The 16919-nt window shown below is 72.0% G+C and carries 16 protein-coding genes; 10 read left to right on the top strand and 6 right to left on the bottom strand.

Going from position 1 to position 16919, the window contains the following annotated elements:
• Positions 1–163: 163 nt before the first annotated feature.
• From thrS to R2N01_RS04050, 10 genes are all read left to right on the top strand, one after another.
• Positions 164–2215: a threonine--tRNA ligase gene (thrS, locus tag R2N01_RS04095; RefSeq protein ID WP_316668734.1), complete on the top strand. Its 2052-nt coding sequence runs from the start codon at positions 164–166 to the stop codon at positions 2213–2215.
• Positions 2208–2819: an HIT domain-containing protein gene (locus tag R2N01_RS04090; RefSeq protein WP_316668732.1), complete on the top strand. Its 612-nt coding sequence runs from the start codon at positions 2208–2210 to the stop codon at positions 2817–2819. The genes thrS and R2N01_RS04090 overlap by 8 nt, the downstream gene beginning before the upstream one ends.
• Positions 2812–3438 (top strand): phosphatidylinositol phosphate synthase, encoded by a 627-nt coding sequence (gene pgsA / locus R2N01_RS04085; protein ID WP_316668731.1) that lies wholly within the window; start codon positions 2812–2814, stop codon positions 3436–3438. The genes R2N01_RS04090 and pgsA overlap by 8 nt, the downstream gene beginning before the upstream one ends.
• On the top strand, positions 3435–4316 hold the full coding sequence (locus tag R2N01_RS04080) for a hypothetical protein (RefSeq protein ID WP_316668729.1): 882 nt from the start codon (positions 3435–3437) through the stop codon (positions 4314–4316). The genes pgsA and R2N01_RS04080 overlap by 4 nt, the downstream gene beginning before the upstream one ends.
• Positions 4313–5479 carry a glycosyltransferase family 4 protein gene (locus tag R2N01_RS04075; RefSeq protein WP_316668727.1) on the top strand — a complete coding sequence of 389 codons (1167 nt, stop codon included), beginning with the start codon at positions 4313–4315 and terminating at the stop codon, positions 5477–5479. Before R2N01_RS04080 ends, R2N01_RS04075 begins: the two co-directional genes overlap by 4 nt.
• Positions 5480–5861: 382 nt before the next feature.
• Positions 5862–6350: an FHA domain-containing protein gene (locus R2N01_RS04070; RefSeq protein ID WP_316668726.1), complete on the top strand. Its 489-nt coding sequence runs from the start codon at positions 5862–5864 to the stop codon at positions 6348–6350.
• Entirely contained in the window at positions 6350–7045 is a 696-nt protein-coding gene (locus tag R2N01_RS04065; protein WP_316668724.1) for a MerR family transcriptional regulator, read from the top strand. The genes R2N01_RS04070 and R2N01_RS04065 overlap by 1 nt, the downstream gene beginning before the upstream one ends.
• Before the next feature lie 2 nt (positions 7046–7047).
• A complete protein-coding gene (locus R2N01_RS04060) occupies positions 7048–7524 on the top strand; it encodes a bifunctional nuclease domain-containing protein (protein ID WP_316668722.1) in 477 nt (158 codons plus the stop codon).
• A gap of 169 nt (positions 7525–7693) precedes the next feature.
• A complete protein-coding gene (locus R2N01_RS04055) occupies positions 7694–8251 on the top strand; it encodes a MerR family transcriptional regulator (RefSeq protein ID WP_316668720.1) in 558 nt (185 codons plus the stop codon).
• Between the two features lie 150 nt (positions 8252–8401).
• Positions 8402–9820 carry a YhjD/YihY/BrkB family envelope integrity protein gene (locus R2N01_RS04050; protein WP_316668718.1) on the top strand — a complete coding sequence of 473 codons (1419 nt, stop codon included), beginning with the start codon at positions 8402–8404 and terminating at the stop codon, positions 9818–9820.
• Between the two features lie 27 nt (positions 9821–9847).
• Here R2N01_RS04050 and R2N01_RS04045 read toward each other — a convergent pair whose 3' ends face one another.
• The 6 genes from R2N01_RS04045 to R2N01_RS04020 form a co-directional block, all read right to left on the bottom strand.
• Positions 9848–10621 carry an adenosylcobinamide-GDP ribazoletransferase gene (locus tag R2N01_RS04045; protein WP_316668716.1) on the bottom strand — a complete coding sequence of 258 codons (774 nt, stop codon included), beginning with the start codon at positions 10619–10621 and terminating at the stop codon, positions 9848–9850.
• Entirely contained in the window at positions 10621–11274 is a 654-nt protein-coding gene (gene cobU / locus R2N01_RS04040) for a bifunctional adenosylcobinamide kinase/adenosylcobinamide-phosphate guanylyltransferase (RefSeq protein WP_316668714.1), read from the bottom strand. The genes R2N01_RS04045 and cobU overlap by 1 nt, the downstream gene beginning before the upstream one ends.
• Positions 11271–12341, bottom strand: coding sequence for a nicotinate-nucleotide--dimethylbenzimidazole phosphoribosyltransferase (gene cobT, locus R2N01_RS04035; protein WP_316668712.1), 1071 nt, complete (start codon positions 12339–12341; stop codon positions 11271–11273). Before cobT ends, cobU begins: the two co-directional genes overlap by 4 nt.
• A complete protein-coding gene (locus R2N01_RS04030; RefSeq protein WP_316668710.1) occupies positions 12331–14874 on the bottom strand; it encodes a cobyrinate a,c-diamide synthase in 2544 nt (847 codons plus the stop codon). Before R2N01_RS04030 ends, cobT begins: the two co-directional genes overlap by 11 nt.
• The gene (gene cobO / locus R2N01_RS04025; RefSeq protein ID WP_316668708.1) at positions 14868–15512 is read right to left on the bottom strand and encodes a cob(I)yrinic acid a,c-diamide adenosyltransferase; all 645 of its coding nucleotides are present in this window, start codon (positions 15510–15512) and stop codon (positions 14868–14870) included. Before cobO ends, R2N01_RS04030 begins: the two co-directional genes overlap by 7 nt.
• Positions 15509–16919, bottom strand: a 1411-nt coding sequence (locus R2N01_RS04020) for a cobyric acid synthase (protein ID WP_316668706.1), incomplete at its 5' end; no start/stop codon positions are given. The genes cobO and R2N01_RS04020, both read right to left, overlap by 4 nt.

The raw sequence follows: 16919 nt of genomic DNA, 5'->3' as shown, positions 1-16919 counted from the left end.
CCGTCCGCGCGGGCTCGTGCGACATGACCAGCCGGCGGCGGGGTCCGTCGTGGGTCGGAACGGATGGGGCAGAATGTACGGGGTCCCCGCATCGGGACCCGCCCCGCGCCATGAGCGGGCGCGAGACCACGAGCGGCCCGGTTCGCCGCCGAAAGGAACAGAAGTGTCGGTATCAGTCATCATCGCCAGCGATCCGCGGGAGGAGTCGAAGGTGGTCGATACGGGCACTACGGGCCTGGACCTCTTCGGCGATGACGAGTCCGTCGTCGCCATGCGGGTCAACGGCGCCGTCGTCGACCTGGCCGCCGAGTTGTCCGACGGCGACCGCATCGAGCCCGTCCTGGCCGCCAGCGACGAGGGCCTGGCGATCATCCGTCACTCCGCCGCGCACGTGACCGCCCAGGCACTGCAGGAGATCTTCCCCCGGGCCCGCCTCGGCATCGGCCCGCCCATCGCCGATGGCTTCTACTACGACTTCAAGACCGAACCGCTCGGCCCCGAGGACCTCAGGGCCATCGAGCAGAGGATGCAGGCGATCATCAAGCAGCGTCAGCGCTTCGTCCGCCGCGTCGTCACCGAGGAACAGGCCCGCGCCGAGGAGGCCGCCGAGCCCTTCAAGATCGAGCTGATCTGCGACAGGGGCCGCTCCGGCGCCGATGACGACTCACAGGTCGAGGTCGGTGGCGCCGAACTGACCGTCTACGACAACGTCCGCCGCGACGGCACCGTCGCCTGGAAGGACCTGTGCCGCGGACCGCACGTGCCGAACACCGGGTACATCAAGGCCGTCGCCCTGACCAGGACCAGTGCCGCCTACTGGCGCGGCGATCAGAGCAGGGACGCCCTGCAGCGCGTCTACGGCACCGCCTGGGCCAGCCGTGAGGACCTCAAGGCCTACCGGGAGCGCGTGGCCGAGGCCGCCAAGCGGGACCACCGCAAGCTGGGCGCCGAGCTCGACCTGTTCAGCTTCCCCGAGGAGATCGGCCCCGGCCTGGTCGTCTTCCACCCCAAGGGGGGCATCCTGCGCCATGAGATCGAGTCCTATGTGATCGGACGCCACATCGAAGCCGGTTTCGACTTCGTCCACACGCCCGAGATCAGCAAGGGCGCCCTGTTCCGCACCTCGGGCCATCTGCCGTACTACGCCGACACGATGTTCCCCCCCATGACCGTGGACGAGGAACGTGACGCGGACGGGCGCATCACCAGGGCCGGCCAGGAGTACTACCTCAAGGCCATGAACTGCCCGATGCACAACCTCATCTTCCGCTCGCGCGGGCGCTCCTACCGCGAGCTGCCGCTGCGCTTCTTCGAGATGGGCCGCGACTACCGTTACGAGAAGTCCGGCGTCGTCCACGGCCTGACCCGCATGCGCGGCTTCACCCAGGACGACTCGCACACCTACTGCACGCCCGACCAGGCGCAGGAGGAGATCACCAGCCAGATCGGCTTCTTCCTGTCGATCCTCGGGGCGTTCGGCCTGGACGACTTCTACCTGGAGCTGTCCACGCGCGACACGGAGGGCGCCCACAGGGACAAGTTCATCGGTTCGGACGAGGACTGGGAGTCCGCCACCGGCACCCTCGAACGGGCCTGCCGGGCCACCGGCCTGCAGCTCGTGTCGGACCCGGGCGGCGCGGCCTTCTACGGCCCGAAGGTCTCGATCCGGGTCAGGGACGCCATCGGTCGCACCTGGCAGATGTCGACCATCCAGTACGACTTCAACCAGCCCGAGCGCTTCGACCTGGAGTACACCGCGTCGGACGGCTCGCGCCAGCGCCCCGTAATGATCCACTCGGCCAAGCTCGGCTCGGTGGAGCGCTTCATCGGCGTGCTCACCGAGCATTACGCCGGCGCCTTCCCGCCCTGGCTGAGTCCGGTCCAGGTCATCGGCATCCCGGTAGCCGGCGAGTTCGCCGGCTACCTGTTCGACGTGGCCGCCAGGCTCGAGGCCAAGGGCGTGCGCGTCGAGGTCGACGACTCCGATGACCGCATGCAGAAGAAGATCCGCAACGCCACTCGCCAGAAGGTGCCGTTCATGCTCATCGCCGGCGGGACCGACCGGGCCGCCGGTACGGTCAGCTTCCGCTTCCGCGACGGCAGCCGGCTCAACGGCGTCGGCATCGACGAGGCCGTCGAACGCGTCGTCGAGCACATCGCCTCGCGCAACAACGAGGACCCGACCGCGCCCGGGCAGGCGAACGCGGGTGAATGACTCCGAGAAGGCGAGTACCGCCGGGCAGGGGTCCGCCGAGTGGGCCGGGGACCTGCCCGGCGCTCCCGATGCCCTCCAGCGCCTGTGGACGCCGCACCGCGTCGCCTACGTCAACGGTGAGAACAAGCCGGCCGACTCGGCGGCCGGACCCCAGTGCCCGTTCTGCCGCGCTCCCCGGGGCGACGATGAGGCCGCGCTGATCGTCCGGCGGGGCGAGACGGCGTTCGCCGTCCTCAACCTGTACCCGTACAACCCCGGTCATCTGCTCGTGTGCCCCTACCGGCACGTCGCGGGTTATGCGGACACGACCGAGGCCGAGGCCGTCGAAATGGCCCGGCTGACCAAGCGGGCGATCCGAGTGATCAGGCACGTCTCGGGGCCCGCCGGGTTCAACATCGGCATGAACCAGGGCGGCGTGGCCGGCGCCGGCATCGCCGCGCACCTGCACCAGCACGTCGTGCCGCGCTGGCTCGGCGACGCCAATTTCCTGCCTATCATCGGACGAACCAAGGCCGTTCCCCAGCTCCTGTCCGACACCCGCCGGCTCCTCGCCGACGCGTGGACCGAGCTGTTCGGCCCGCACCAGGAGGTCACGCATGCTTGAGCATCTCCGCTCCCGCTGGACGAAGGTGATGTCGCCCATCGCGCGCGCCCTGCTCAAGGCCCATGTCACCCCCGACATGGTCACCTGGGCGGGCACCATCGGCGTCGTCGCGATCTCGCTGATCTGCTTCCCGAACGGCTGGCTGTGGCAGGGCGTCCTGCTGCTGCTCGTGTTCATCTTCTCCGACTCGCTGGACGGCATCATGGCCCGCACCAGCGGCCGCAGCTCCGATTGGGGCGCCTTCCTCGACAGCACGCTCGACCGTGTCGCCGACGGCGCGGTCATGGGCGGCCTGGCGCTCTACTTCGTGGACGCCGGAGACTCCTGGTGGGCCGGCCTGGCCCTCGTCACCCTCGTGCTCGGCCAGGTGACCAGCTACACCAAGGCCCGCGGCGAGTCGCTCGGCTACGAGGTCAACGGCGGCCTGGCCGGGCGCGCCGATCGCCTGCTCGTCAGCCTGCTCGGCGCCATGCTCACCGGCCTCGGCTTCGGCTGGGGACTGCCGGTGTGCCTGATCCTCCTGAGCGTCGCCGGCATCATCACGGTGGCCCAGCGCATGGTGCTCGTGCGCCGCGCCACGACGGCCAGGGCGCAGGCCGCGCAGGAGCAGGGCGCGTGAGCCCTCGTGCGCCGCACCGCCCGGGCGCGCTGGCCATCCTCAGGATGGGGGCCCGCCTGCCCGGGTGGTTCTGGCGCCCCGTCAGCGCCGTCGGCGCCGCAGTGGCCGTCAGCGCGGGCCTGGGGCCCGTGCGCCAGTGGCAGCTGAACTGCCAGCGCATCCAGGGCCGTGCGCCGAGCCGGCGCGCCTCCTACTGGGCCCTGATCGGCTGGATGGAGAACACGATGATCTCCCTGCAGCTGGCCCGCTGGAGCCCCGCGCACATCCGCCGCAGGATCGTGCTGGAGAACCCCGACGCGTGGGAGCGCCTCAAGGCCGCTCACGCCGAGGGCGGGATCGTCGCAGCGCTGCCGCACATGGGCAGCTGGGACCTGGTGGGCGCCTTCGCCTGTCTGGAGGGCCTGCTGGTCAGCTCGGTGGCCGAGGGCCTGCCCGACGGCCAGTTCGAGTATTTCCGCGGTCTGCGCGAGAGGCTCGGCTTCCGCATCTACAGCGTCAAGGACCGCGCCGTCTTCTCGCACCTGCGCTCCGACCTGGACGGGGGGCGCGTCGTCTGCCTGGTCGCCGACCGCGATTTCAGCCGCAGGGGAGTGCCGGTCACCTGGCACCTGCCCGGCGGCGACGCCGAGATCACCATGCCGCCCGGCCCGGGACTGCTGGCCCAGCAGAGCGGGCGGCCGCTGTTCGGCGTGGTGACCTGGTTCGGGCGCTCCGGCAGGCTGCACGTGCTCGTCACCGAACCCCTGCATGTCGTCCATGGGGCCACTGGTCTGGTGTCCACCGTGCAAGAATTGGCCGATTTCTTCAGCAGGCAGATCAGTGAGCACACCGTGAGCTGGCACATGATGCAGCGCTTCTTCAAGGGGGTCCGCGTATGAGGGTGGGTATCGTCTGCCCCTATTCCTTCACGTACCCCGGCGGTGTGCAGAACCACGTCCTGGGGCTGGCCGGCTGGCTCAAGGAGAACGGCCACGAGGTCGCCATCCTGGCACCGGGCCAGGCGAGCCCCGCCCTGCTGGCCGAGACCGGCCTGAGGCCGGAAGAGTTCACCAGCGCCGGCCGCGCCGTGCCGATCAACTTCAACGGCTCCGTGGCGCGCATCAGTTTCGGCCCCGGACCCGCCGCCAAGGTCAAGCGCTGGCTCGACGCCGGCCACTTCGACGTCGTGCACCTGCACGAGCCGATCGGCCCGACGATCTGCCTGATGGTGCTGTACCTGACCGATCGCCCGGTCGCCGCCACCTTCCACACGTCCATGCCGACGATGCGCACGATCAGGATGCTCAACTCGGCCCTGCCGAGCGTCGTGAGCCGCCTGGACGCCTCGATCGCCGTTTCCGCCGCGGCCGCCAGGGTCGCCCACGAGCACTCCGGCGTCAACCCGGTGGTCATCGGCAACGGCATCCACGTGGAGGACTACCCGCTGGAGTCCATTACCGGGCGCTGGCGCGGGGGGGACGCGCCGCGCTTGGTCTTCCTGGGCCGCTACGACGAGCCCCGCAAGGGCTTCGAGGTGCTGACCCCGGCGCTACCGCTGGTGCGTTCCAGGTTCCCCGACCTGGACGTCGTCGTCATCGGCTCCGGCTCGGCGCGCTCCGAGCAGGGCGTGCGCTTCCTCGGCGGCCTGGACGACGAGGCCCGCAACTACTGGCTGGGCCATGCGGACGTCTACATCGCCCCGCAGACCGGCCGTGAGAGCTTCGGCATCGTGCTGCTCGAGGCGATGGCCTGCGGCGCCCCTGTCGTCGCTTCGGACCTGCCGGCCTTCGTCGACGTCCTCACCGACGACGAAGGGGTCATCGGCCACGTCTTCCGCAACGGCAACTCGGCCAGTGCCTCGCGGGCCATTCTCCGCAGCCTGTCCGAACCCCGCGACCTGCGGCTGGAACGCGGCAGGGCCCAGGCCGCCCGTTTCGACTGGTCCCAGCTCGGCCCGCAGGTCGTGCGGATGTACCGCAGCGCGAGGCTCAACTCCGCCAGGATGCGCCTCAGGGGCCGCCGGAGGCGCTCGCGCTCCCGTGCGCGGTCCATCGGCAGGTGAGGACCGGCACCCGACCGGGACTTCCCTGTGCGGTTCCTGTGCACTGTCCAGATGGTGCGCGTCCGGGGTGGACCGTCCCCGCAGCGGATGGTTGACTGACTGGCGGGCGGGGCGCTGTGCGGCCCATGCACGATGCACGCTTCCGGTTCCGCAGCGGGGCACGAAGGCTCCACGCTCCTCCGGGAGGATGAGGACATGGCGATGGCGCAGTTCCCGGCCGGACCCCGTTGCGGCCGCGGGCGGATCCGCTTCGGGAAGAGCGGCGCCATCGCGCGCGCCGACCGGCGGATCGTGCCGGCCTTGCGCGGCGGTAATCAGCGATCACCGGCCCGCTACCATGGGGGCAGCGCCTAGCCACAGCGTCCGACGGGGGAGTCATACCATGATGATCTGTGCCAAATGCGGCCACGAGAATGCCGATGACAGTAATTTCTGCGCCCAGTGCGGCGAGCGTCTGGTCACTGCGTCCGACACGACGTCGGCCATCGCGGCCATCGACGAGGACGCACCCCATGCCGAGATCAGCGCCGAGGACACCGCCGCGGTGCACGCCCTGCCCGCCGGCCACGCGCTGCTGGTCGTCACCCGCGGTCCCGACGTCGGCGCCCGTTACCTGCTCGACCAGCCCGAGACGCTGGCCGGCCGCAGCCCGGACTGCGACGTCTTCCTCGACGACATCACAGTGTCCCGCCACCACGCGAAGTTCATCATGGGCGAGGACGGCGTGACGATCACGGATCTGGGCAGCCTCAACGGCACCTATGTCAACCGCACTCTCGTCGACGGTTCGGCCGTCCTGCGGCCCGGTGAAGAAGTGCAGATCGGAAAGTTCCGCATGGTCTTCTTCGTGAGTGAGCTCGGACTTCGCTGATGCCCTCGGCTCAGCTCGTCGGTATCGGCCGTGTGGTCGAGACCCTCAAGACCGAGTTCCCGGACATCACGATCTCGAAGATCCGCTTCCTTGAGACGGAGGGGCTCGTCTCCCCGGAACGAGCGCCCTCCGGCTACCGCAAGTACTCGCTGGCCGATATCGACCGGTTGCGCTACATCCTGCGCGTCCAGCGCGACCAGTACCTTCCGCTCAAGGTCATCCGCGAGCACCTGGAGATGATGGACGCCGGCCAGCGGCCCCCCGCGGCCGAGGGCCCCCCGCCTCCCCCCGCACCCGCTCCCGCCCCGGCCGGTCCCGCCGGGGCCCCCGCCCAGCGCGCCCCTAGAACGGTGCGCCTGACCCGTCGCGAACTCATCCGCGAGTCCGGCCTGCCCGAGGCCACCCTCATCGAACTGGAGCGCCAGCAGATGGTTCTGCCACGACGCAATTCCATGTACTATGGACGTGATGCCCTCATGATCTGCGTAGTGGCTCGCCGCCTGCAGGACTACGGCATGGACACCCGTCACATGCGGGCCATCAGGCAGGCCGCCGAGCACGAGGTCGGCCTCATCGAACAGGGCGCCCAGCCGCTGTCCCGCCGCAACGGCGATGACGGCCAGGCGATCGCCGAGCTCGCCAACCTCGTCGTTCACGCCCACGCAGCGCTCGTCCAAACGATCCTGGAGCACTGACCATGATCACACTGTCGATCGTCGGGGTGCAGATGATGGAGTCCGGCGACCAGCCCGTGCTCATGCTCGGCCAGGCCTGGACCGCCAGATTCCTGCTGGTCTGGGTCGACGCCCAGGTGGCCGCCGCGCTGTTCTCGGCGGCCGATCCCGACAGCCAGGACGACGCGAGCCTGCGCACCTACGAGCTCTTCGCCCGGGCGCTGGCCGCTACGGGCGAGCACGAGCTGACCGGCCGCATCACCGGATGGGCCGACGGCGTCTTCAGCGCCGAACTGGTCGTCGACGGCGAATCGGTGCCCGGAAGGCTCTCGGACATCGCCGTCCTGTCGCACACGATGGGCTTCCCGCTCGAGTGCCCCGACGAACTCATGGCTCAACTGGCCGTTGAGGCTTTCGAGGATGAGAACGACGTCGTCGAGGAGTTCAAGAGCTTCCTCGACGGGGTCGAGGCGGATGATTTCGGCAGGGACGACCCCTAGTCGGCGCGACATCGAGGGGCGCCGGGCGGCTCCCGGCGGTTCGGCGCGGGGCGCCGTGGCGGCGACACGCCGGAACCGGGAAGATTGCACGGACGCGGACTCGGCGCTTACCGTCGGATGTGCAGTCGCCGCCTGTGAGGCTGCCCGTCCGTTCGACGAAAGAGGCATCGTGACCAACCCCGCTCCCGAGGCCGCATCGTCCAGTGCAGCCGCCCAGGACGCCCTCTTCGAGGGGGACTTCTCGGCAGTCCCCGAGGACACGGGCTTCCGTGGACCGGTCGCCTGCTCGGCCGCGGGCATCACCTACCGCCAGCTCGACTACTGGGCCCGCACCGGTCTGGTGACCCCCGCCATCCGCTCCGCCGGCGGCTCGGGCACTCAGCGCCTCTACTCGTTCCGCGACATCCTCATGCTGCGCGTGGTCAAGAACCTGCTGGACGCCGGCATCTCGCTGCAGCAGATCCGCAAGGCCATCGACCATCTGCGCTCCCGCGGTGACGAGAACCTCACCGGCATCACGCTGATGAGCGACGGCGTCTCCGTCTACGAGTGCACCAGCGAGTACGAGGTGCTCGACCTGCTGCGCGGGGGCCAGGGCATGTTCGCCATCACCCTGGACGGCGTCGTGCGCGAGCTCGAGGGCTCGCTCACCGAGTTGCCCACCGAGCGCACCGATCTGACCAGCGGTGACGATGAGCTCGCCCGCCGCCGTCGCGCCGTCAACTGATCGCCCCGGGCCCGGCCGCCGTCACGGGCCCCGCGGTGGCGCCCGTCGTTAGACTCGTTCCATGGCTCCTGTCCCTGCTGCGGTGAACGGGGTGCGCACGCCCGCCACCGCCCCGCCCGCGGGGCGGTGGCGCATTCGCGGCGGTGGGCGATGAGCAGGATCTATCACGATCTTCCCATCCCGGCCCCCGCCCGCGAGCCCGCCCGCGGCCCGGCCAGTCGCATCAACCGCTTCCTGGGCTGGGCCTCGCGCAACCCGACCGCCGCCCATCTGTGGCGCGCCAACGACCGGTTCAACAACCGCCTCGGCAACCAGTTCGCCGGTGGCATCACCTATTTCAGCGTCCTGGCCGTCGTCCCGGTGCTCATGTTCGCGTTCAGTGCCCTGGGCTTCGTCCTGACGCGCATCCGCCCGGCCTGGCTGGCCCAGGTGAAGGCGATCATCACCCGCAGCATCTACTCGGGCCCGCTGCGCGACACCATCTTGAGCTACGTCGACCAGTACCTCTACAACTGGCGGGCCGTGGGGCTGGTCGCCATCGTCGTGGCGCTGTGGGCCGGCGGCGGCTGGGTCGGCAACGTCAAGAGCGCCATCCGCGCCATGTGGCGTCCCGAGTTCGACATGAACGAGAACAAGCACTTCTTCTTCGTCGAGGTGCTCATCAACATGGGCCAGCTGATCGGCTTCATCGTGCTGATCCTGCTGGACTTCGTGGCCAACACGGTCTTCATCACCTGGGGCGAGGACCTGGTCCGGTTGCTGCCCATCGACGCCCTGGGGCTGTCGAACGGCCTGGTCAAGCTGGTGTCCGCAGCCGTCTCACTGGTCTCCGGCTGGATTCTCCTCTACGCCTTCTTCACCGTTCTGCCCGCCGACAACAAGGCGCCCCGGCGCTCGGTGCGCCGCGGCTCGCTGATGGCCGCCGTCATGCTCTGGGTTCTGCAGGCCGGCGCCGGCACGCTGGCGGCGATGTTCGCCCGCAACCGCAGCGCCGCCCTGTGGGGCGCCTCCTTCGTCGTGGCGCTGCTGTTCCTCAACCTCTTCGCCCGGCTGATCCTGTACGTCGCCTGCTGGATCGCGACCGCCAACCAGCCGGCGGTCGCCCGGCGCTGGAGCGACTTCGACCAGTTGCTGCGCCATCGCGACGACGCCGTCACCGTGCCCGGCCACTGGGACGCCGCCGACGAGGACCACGCCCGTCGCATGACCGAGGAGGAGTCCGACCCGGACGCGGCGGCCCGCCGCAACACCGCTCACGCGCTCGACACCGTCATGGGCAGCCTCATGTCGGGCCTGGGCGGCCCGCCCGCCGATGCGACGGCCCACCGCACACCGATCATCACTCGCCGGCTGCGGCGTCGTCCCCGCCGGGGCGCCTCGCGGAGTCCCGTCGGCCTCTCGCCGGCCGCGGCCGGACGGGAGCACCGGAGGAACGACCGCGACCGCACGGGCGGGCGGATCCCCAGCGGCTGGGTGAGCGGCCTGGCCACCGGCCTGGGCGCGGGGGCGCTCCTGTCGCGGCTCGCCGACTCGCTCCTGGCACGCCGCAGGACGCGCGGCGGTGCCTGAGCCCTCCGGCGCCCCTGACCGGGACGGTCAGGCTGCGACCGCCAGGACGAGCAGGTGACTCAGCCCGGTCAGCTCGATGAGGGAGCCGAAGGTGTCGCCGGTCATGCCGCCCAGGCGGGCCAGCAGATGACGCTGCCACAGCGTCTCGACGGCCCATGCGACCGCGCAGGCGACGGCGGCCGCGATACCGGTGCGGGCGCCGAAGGCGAGCCAGCCGCTGGCCGCCGAGACGACCAGCGCGCAGGCCATGTCGAGGATCATCGTGGCGGGCGTCGTCAGGTCGGCGAAGAGCCTGCCGAGACTGCTCGTCGGGGCGCACGGGACGCCGCGGCGGGTGGCCATGACGGCGGCCGTGCGGGCGACCATCGGCATCGTGACGAGCGCCCAGACGCCGCGCCAGCCCGACAGATGGGGCGAGGCCGCCGCGGCGATCTCCAGGGCCAGCAGGAGGACGACCGCGGCAACGCCCATCGGGCCGATGTCGGACTTCTTCATGATGCGCAGGGCCTCCTGGGGGGGCTTGCGCGAACCCAGGCCGTCGGCCGTGTCCGCCAGGCCGTCCAGGTGGAAGCAGCCGTTGGCCATGGCCAGCACGGCCAGGCCGCACGCCATGGCGAGCATCCGGCCGCCGCCGAGCAGCCCGACGAGAGCGGCCGCGGTGCCGGCCAGTACGCCCAGGCACAGGCCGATGACCGGGATCACCCGCATGGCCCGTGCGCAGGCCGTCCGGCTGAAATCGTTCACCCTCGGCGCGGGAATGACGGTGAACATCGCCCACGCAGTGATGAGACCGCAGGCCATCACGACTTCCCGGTGGTCGTCGGGGGCAGGTCGAGAGCCCGCCCGGCCACGCACAGCACGACCCGCTCGCACACGTCGGCGACGGTGGCGTTGAGGACGCCCAGCCAGTCGCGGAAGCCGCGGCTGCCCGCGTCGGCCGGGACGATCCCGGCCCCCACCTCGTTGGTGACGAGCACCACCGTGCGCCGGCTGGCGGCCAGGGCGCCCGCCAGCTCCTCGACCCGCGCCCGCACCACGGGCTCGGCCGCCGCGCGGTCGGTCCAGAAGCCGGTCTCGTCGAGGACGCGGGTCAGCCACACCCCCAGGCAGTCCACCAGGACCGCCGGGCCGTCGGCGGCCAGCACGCCGGCCACGTCGGTCGTCTCGATCGTGCGCCAGCCGGCGGGACGGCGGGCCACGTGGGCGGCGATGCGGGCCGTCCACTCGGGATCCTTCTCGTTGCGTTCGCTCGTGGCCACGTAGTCGACGGCCGCCTCGTCGGCGAGCAGCGATTCGGCGTAGCTCGATTTGCCGCTGCGGGCTCCGCCGGTGACGAGCGTGCGGCGCCCCGGCGCCGGTGCGGGCCGGGTGCTGGCGCCGAGCGCCTTCAGCGCGTCGATGAGGGCGCCTGTGCGCGGGTCGCCGTCGGGCGCGTCGATGATCAGACGGGTCATTCCTCCCTCTCCGAACTGACCTGGCCGTCGGAGAAGTGGGACATCTCGCGCATGATCTTGGCCGAGGCGGCCAGTAGGGGCAGGGCCAGCGCGGCGCCGGAACCCTCGCCCAGGCGCATGCCCAGCTGAATGATCGGGCTCAGGCCGAGCCCCTCGATGGCCACCGCGAGGCCGGGCTCGGCGCCCAGGTGGCCGGCGAACAGGTAGCCCGCCGCGTCGGGGGCCAGGGCGACGGCGGCCAGGGCGGCGGAGACGGCGATGACGCCGTCCAGGACGACCGGGACCCGTGCGGCGGCACCGCCCAGGATGAAGCCGGCCATGGCGGCGTGCTCGAAGCCGCCGACGCCGGCCAGGATGCCCAGCCCGTCCTGGTGGGCCACGTCGTTGACCTGCAGGCCCTGCGCGACGGCCCGCGTCTTGCGCGCGAGCATCCCGTCGTCGGCGCCGGCGCCGCGGCCGGTGACGGTCTCGGCGTCCGAGCCGGTGTAGGCGGCGATGAGGGCCGCGGCCGGGGTGGTATTGCCTATGCCCAGCTCGCCGGGGGCCAGCGCCCTCGCCCCGTCGGCGACGGCCTCCTCGGCCGCCCCGATACCGATCTCGAGGGCCCGGGTGGCCTGCTCACGCGTCATCGCCGGGCCCTGCGTCAGATCGGCGGTGCCGGCCGCGATGCGGCAGTTGACGATGCGCTCGCCGGCCGGCAACTCCCTGAGACCGCCCACGTTGTACAGCTTGTAGTCGGCGCCGGCATGGCGGGCCAGGACGCTCACCGAGGCACCGCCGCCGGCCAGGTTCACGCCCATCGTGTAGGTGATCTCCTGCGGCCAGGGAGAGACCCTCTGGGCCTGGACGCCGTGATCGCCCTCGAAGACGCCGATGAAACCGGGGGCCGGCACCGGCGGCGGGCACTGGCCGGCGACGGCGCACAGTCGCACGCCGAGGGCCTCCAGCTCGCCGAGCGAGCCCGGTACCTTGGTCAGATCGTCCTGCCAGGCCAGGGCCCTCGCGCGGGCCTCCTCGTCGACGGGCCCGATCCTCCCGATGGTCCGTCTCAGCGATTCACCACTCATGATTCATCCGATCCTTGCTGTGGTCCTCGCCGCGGCTCGCGGCGAGGTGGTCGTTGAGGGCCGCTATGAAGGCCCTGCTCGTGTCCGGCCCGCGCACGGCCAGTCGCAGCCAGCCCGGCCCCAGCCCCGGGAAGGACTCCCCGCCGCGCACCGTGAACCCGGCGCTGCGCAGACACGCGCGCAACCGGCGCGGGTCGTGGCCGCGCAGATCGGCCAGGACGAAGGGCCCGGCCGGCGCCGGCACCGTGTTCACACCGATCCCGGCGAGCCCGGCGACGAGGACCTCACGATTCGCGGTCGTGGCACGGGCCTGCCCGGCCGCCAGCTCGACGGCCTCCGGCCTGGCCGTGGCGAGCGCCGCGTCGATGGCCGGCGCCGAGACGGGCCAGGCGCACTGGTAGGGGGCCAGCCGGGCGATCAGCTCGGGGTCGCCGACGACGTAGCCGATCCGAAGGCCGGGGATCGACCAGGTCTTCGTCAACGAGCGCACGACGAGCAGGCCGGTCATGTCGGGGCCGATGAGCGAGGCGGTCTCGCCGGGCACGGCGTCCATGAAGGCCTCGTCGACGACCACCACGCGTCCGGGCCTGCGCAGGCCGAGCAGTACGGCGGCGGGGTGCAGGACGCTGGTCGGGTTCGTCGGGTTGCCGACCACGACCAGGTCGCTGCGCGGGTGGATGCGCTCCGGGTCGAGCGTGAAATCCTCCTGGGGCCGCAGGACGACGCGCCCCACGGGGCGGTTCCGGGCGCGCAGCGCGGCCTCGGGCTCGGTGAACTGCGGGTGCACGACGGCGGCCCATCGCGGCGCGAGGGCCGTCGCGATGAGGCCGAACGCCTCCGAGCCGCCGGCCGTGATGAGCACCTGCTCCGGCCTCACGTCGTGCCGTGCCGCGACGGCGAGACGGGCCGGTTCGGCGTCGGGGTAGCGGGCCCAGTCCCCCGCGCGGGCGGTGAGCTCCTGCACGAGCCAGGCCGGGGGGGGCCGCGAGTGGACGTTGACGGCCAGGTCGACCGTTCCGGGCTCGTGGTCCTGGTCGCCGTGGTGGTTCAGGTCGACCGCCCCCGGCAGGGCGCCGGGCTCCTCCTCGTCGCCCACCGGCATCCGGCGGCCGCGGAAGCCGGCTGCGGCTGCGGCGAAGCGCTGGGCGAGCTGCGGGCAGCCCGCCCAGTGCAGGTGCTGGTAGCCGGCGTGCACGCTGGCCGGGTCGCCGGCCGGGGAGGCGATGACGCCCTCGCGGCGCTCGCCGACGACCCAGGCGTCGACCGGCCGTCCGACGCCCGGGACCGGCTCGGTGCTCGTGCGGTGGAACTCGTGGGCGCGCACGGTCTCGCCGGCGCGCATCAGGAAGCTGTCGGCGGCGGCCGTCGCCTCGTGGTAGCCCATCGTCAGGTGCGGGGTCATCGCCGAGTCGAGGTCGAGGACCCCGGTCATCGCCAGGCCGTCGAGGCTGCGGCACAGGTACAGCAGGCCGGCGCACTCGGCGACGACGGGCACGCCCCGGCCGATCGCGGCCCTGATCCGGGCCCGCAGCCGGCTGTTGGCCGCCAGCGCCGTGGCGTGGATCTGCGGGAAGCCGCCGCCCAGATAGATCCCGGCGGTGTCCTGCGGCAGGTGCTCGTCGCGCAGCGGGTCGAACGGGACCACCGTGCAGCCGGCCGCTTCGAGCAGTTCGGCCGTCTCGGTGTAGCGGAAGGTGAAGGCCCGGCCCGCCGCCATGGCGACGACCGCGCCGTCGCCGACGCCGGCCAGCTCGGCGGCCGGGTCCCACGGGGCGTCCGGCAGCCCTGGGGCGGTGGACGCCAGGTCCAGTACGGCGTCCAGGTCGACGTACTCGCCCACCAGCTCCCCGGCCCGGTCGACGACGGCCTGCGCCTGGGCGCCCTGTTCCTCGGCGGTGACGAGGCCCAGGTGGCGCGAGCCGACTGAGACCTGCTCCCTGGTGGGGATGCGGCCGATGACCGGCAGCCCGAAGCGGGCGCAGCCGGCCTCGATCTCATCGGCCACGCGCGGGCCCGTCACCCGGTTGAGGATGACGCCGCCCACCGCGATGCGCTCGTCGAATGCGGCCATGCCGGCGCAGACCGCGGCGGCCGTGCGCGAGGCGTGCGAGGCGTCGATGACGACGATCACCGGGGCGCCCAGCTCGCGTGCCACGTGGGCGGTGGAGCCGAAGCCCACCGGGTCCTCGGTACCGTCCGGCCAGGGGCCCAGCTTCCCGTCGAACATGCCCATGACGCCCTCGACGACCGCCACGTCGGCCGGGTCCGGGGTCAGCGCGCCGTGCTCGAACAGCGGCACCATGCGCTCGACGCCGCACAGATAGGGGTCGAGGTTGCGCCCGGGACGGCCGCACGCCAGCGCGTGATAGCCGGGGTCGATGTAGTCCGGGCCCACCTTGAAGCCCGCCACCGTGCTGCCGCGCGCGCTCAGGGCCGCCATCAGTCCGATCGCCACAGTCGTCTTGCCGGTGCTCGAGGCCGGCGCGCCGACGGCGACGCGGGGGAGCCTCAGGGAATCCGGGGAGCTCACCATTCGATGCCCGCCTGACCGCGCTCGCCCTCGTCGAAGGGGTGTTTGACCTTGTCCATCGAGGTGACCAGATCGGCCACGTCGATGATCTGCCGCGGGCAGCGGCGCCCGGTGATGACCACGTGCTGCACACCCGGGCGTCCGGCCAGGAAGCGCGCGACCCGGTCGGGGTCGACCCAGCCCCTGTTCAGCACGTGGGCGAACTCGTCGAGGATGTAGATGTCGTGCGCCTGCGCCGCGATCCGGTCGCGCACGTGCTCCCAGCCGGCGCGCGCCATGGCCTCGTGGTCGGCCGGATCGGTGCCCCTCAACCAGCTCCAGCCCCGGCCGAGGCACTGCCACTCGACGGGGCCGCCGATGCCCTCGGAGTCGTGGATGGCGCCCAGGCGCTCGTAGACCAGCCGCTCCCCGGTGGGCCACTTGCCGGACTTGATGAACTGGAAGACGCCGACCGACCAGCCGTGCGCCCAGCTGCGCAGGCCCATGCCGAAGGCGGCGGTGGACTTGCCCTTGCCGTCGCCGGTGTGGACGATCAGGCGGGCCTTGCGGCGCAGCCGCGCGGTGCCCGGTCTGGCCGCGTCCCCGGCGGCGCCGGTCTCGGGAACGGCCGCGGTGTGGTTCGGCCCGGGGACCCCGCTCATCGGTCGCCCTCCCGGGCCAGCGCGAGCAGGGCGTCGACGTCGAGGTTCTCCTCCAGCGCATCGGCCAGCGTGCTGATCATCCGTTCGCGGCGCTGCGCATAGCCGGGGGCGCTCTCGTCGGGGGTCCAGCCCGAGCCGGCGATGGCGGCCACCTCCGACAGGAAGGCGCGGCGGAAGTCGTCGTTCTCCAGGCTGCCGTGCAGCATCGTGCCCCAGGTGCCGGCGCTGCGCACGCCGTCGAGGAAGGGCTCGCCGCCGCTCGTCTCGCAGATGCCGTGATGGATCTCGTAGCCGGTGACGGTCATGCCCCTGTAGCCGTAGCTGGCCACCCGGACGGTCTTGTCGCCGGCGAAGCGCACGCGCATCGGCAGCAGGCCCAGGCCCGGCACCGTGCCGGTACGGGACTCGACCTCGTCGTCCAGCCGCTCGCCGAGCATCTCGTAGCCGCCGCAGATGCCCAGGACGGGGCGCCCCTCGGCGTGGCGGCGGGCCGCGACCCGCCCGATGCCGCGCTCGGTCAGCCAGGCCAGGTCCTCGACGGTGGAGCGGGACCCGGGCAGGACGAGCAGATCGGCCCGGGCGGCCACGCGCGGGTCATCGGTCACCTGCACGTCGACGCCGGGCTCGGCGGCCAGGGCGTCGATGTCGGTGGCGTTGGAGATGCGCGGCAGCCGGACGGCCGCCACGCGCAGGCTCGCCGAACCGGCGCCCTCCTCGCGGGCCCAGCGGTCGACCTGCAGGGCGTCCTCCCCGTCGATCCACACGCCGGGCAGCCAGGGCAGCACACCGTAGCCGGTCATGCCGGTGCGCCCGCTGATCTCGGCGAGACCGGGGGCCAGGATCGAGGCGTCGCCCCGGAACTTGTTGATGACGTAGCCGCGCAGCAGGGCGCGGTCGGCCTCGTCGAGCAGGGCCCAGGTGCCGTACAGGCTGGCCAGCACGCCGCCGCGGTCGATGTCGCCGATGACGACGGTGGGCAGGTTGAACTTCCTCGCCAGGCCCATGTTGACGTAGTCGCCGGCGCGCAGGTTGATCTCGGCGGGGCTGCCGGCGCCCTCGCAGACGACCAGCTCGTGGTGCCCGGCCAGGTCGGCGTAGGCCTCGAAGGCGGCCTGGGCCAGTCGGCGGCGACCGGTGGCGTACTCGCCGGCGTCCAGCTCGCCGGCGGGGGAGCCCATGAGGACGATGAAGCTGCGGCGGTCGGTGCCGGGCTTGAGCAGCACCGGGTTCATCGCGGCGTTGGGAACGGCACCGGCGGCGGTGGCCTGCAGGTACTGGGCGCGGCCGATCTCGGCGCCGTCCGGGCAGACCATCGAGTTGTTCGACATGTTCTGCGACTTGAACGGCACGACGTCGATGCCGCGCCGGGCGGCCGCCCGGCACAGACCCGTGACGAGGGCGGACTTG

The sequence above is a fragment of the uncultured Propionibacterium sp. genome (assembly GCF_963539965.1).
Lineage (GTDB): Bacteria > Actinomycetota > Actinomycetes > Propionibacteriales > Propionibacteriaceae > Propionibacterium.
This window is presented reverse-complemented; position numbering and strand designations above follow the sequence as displayed.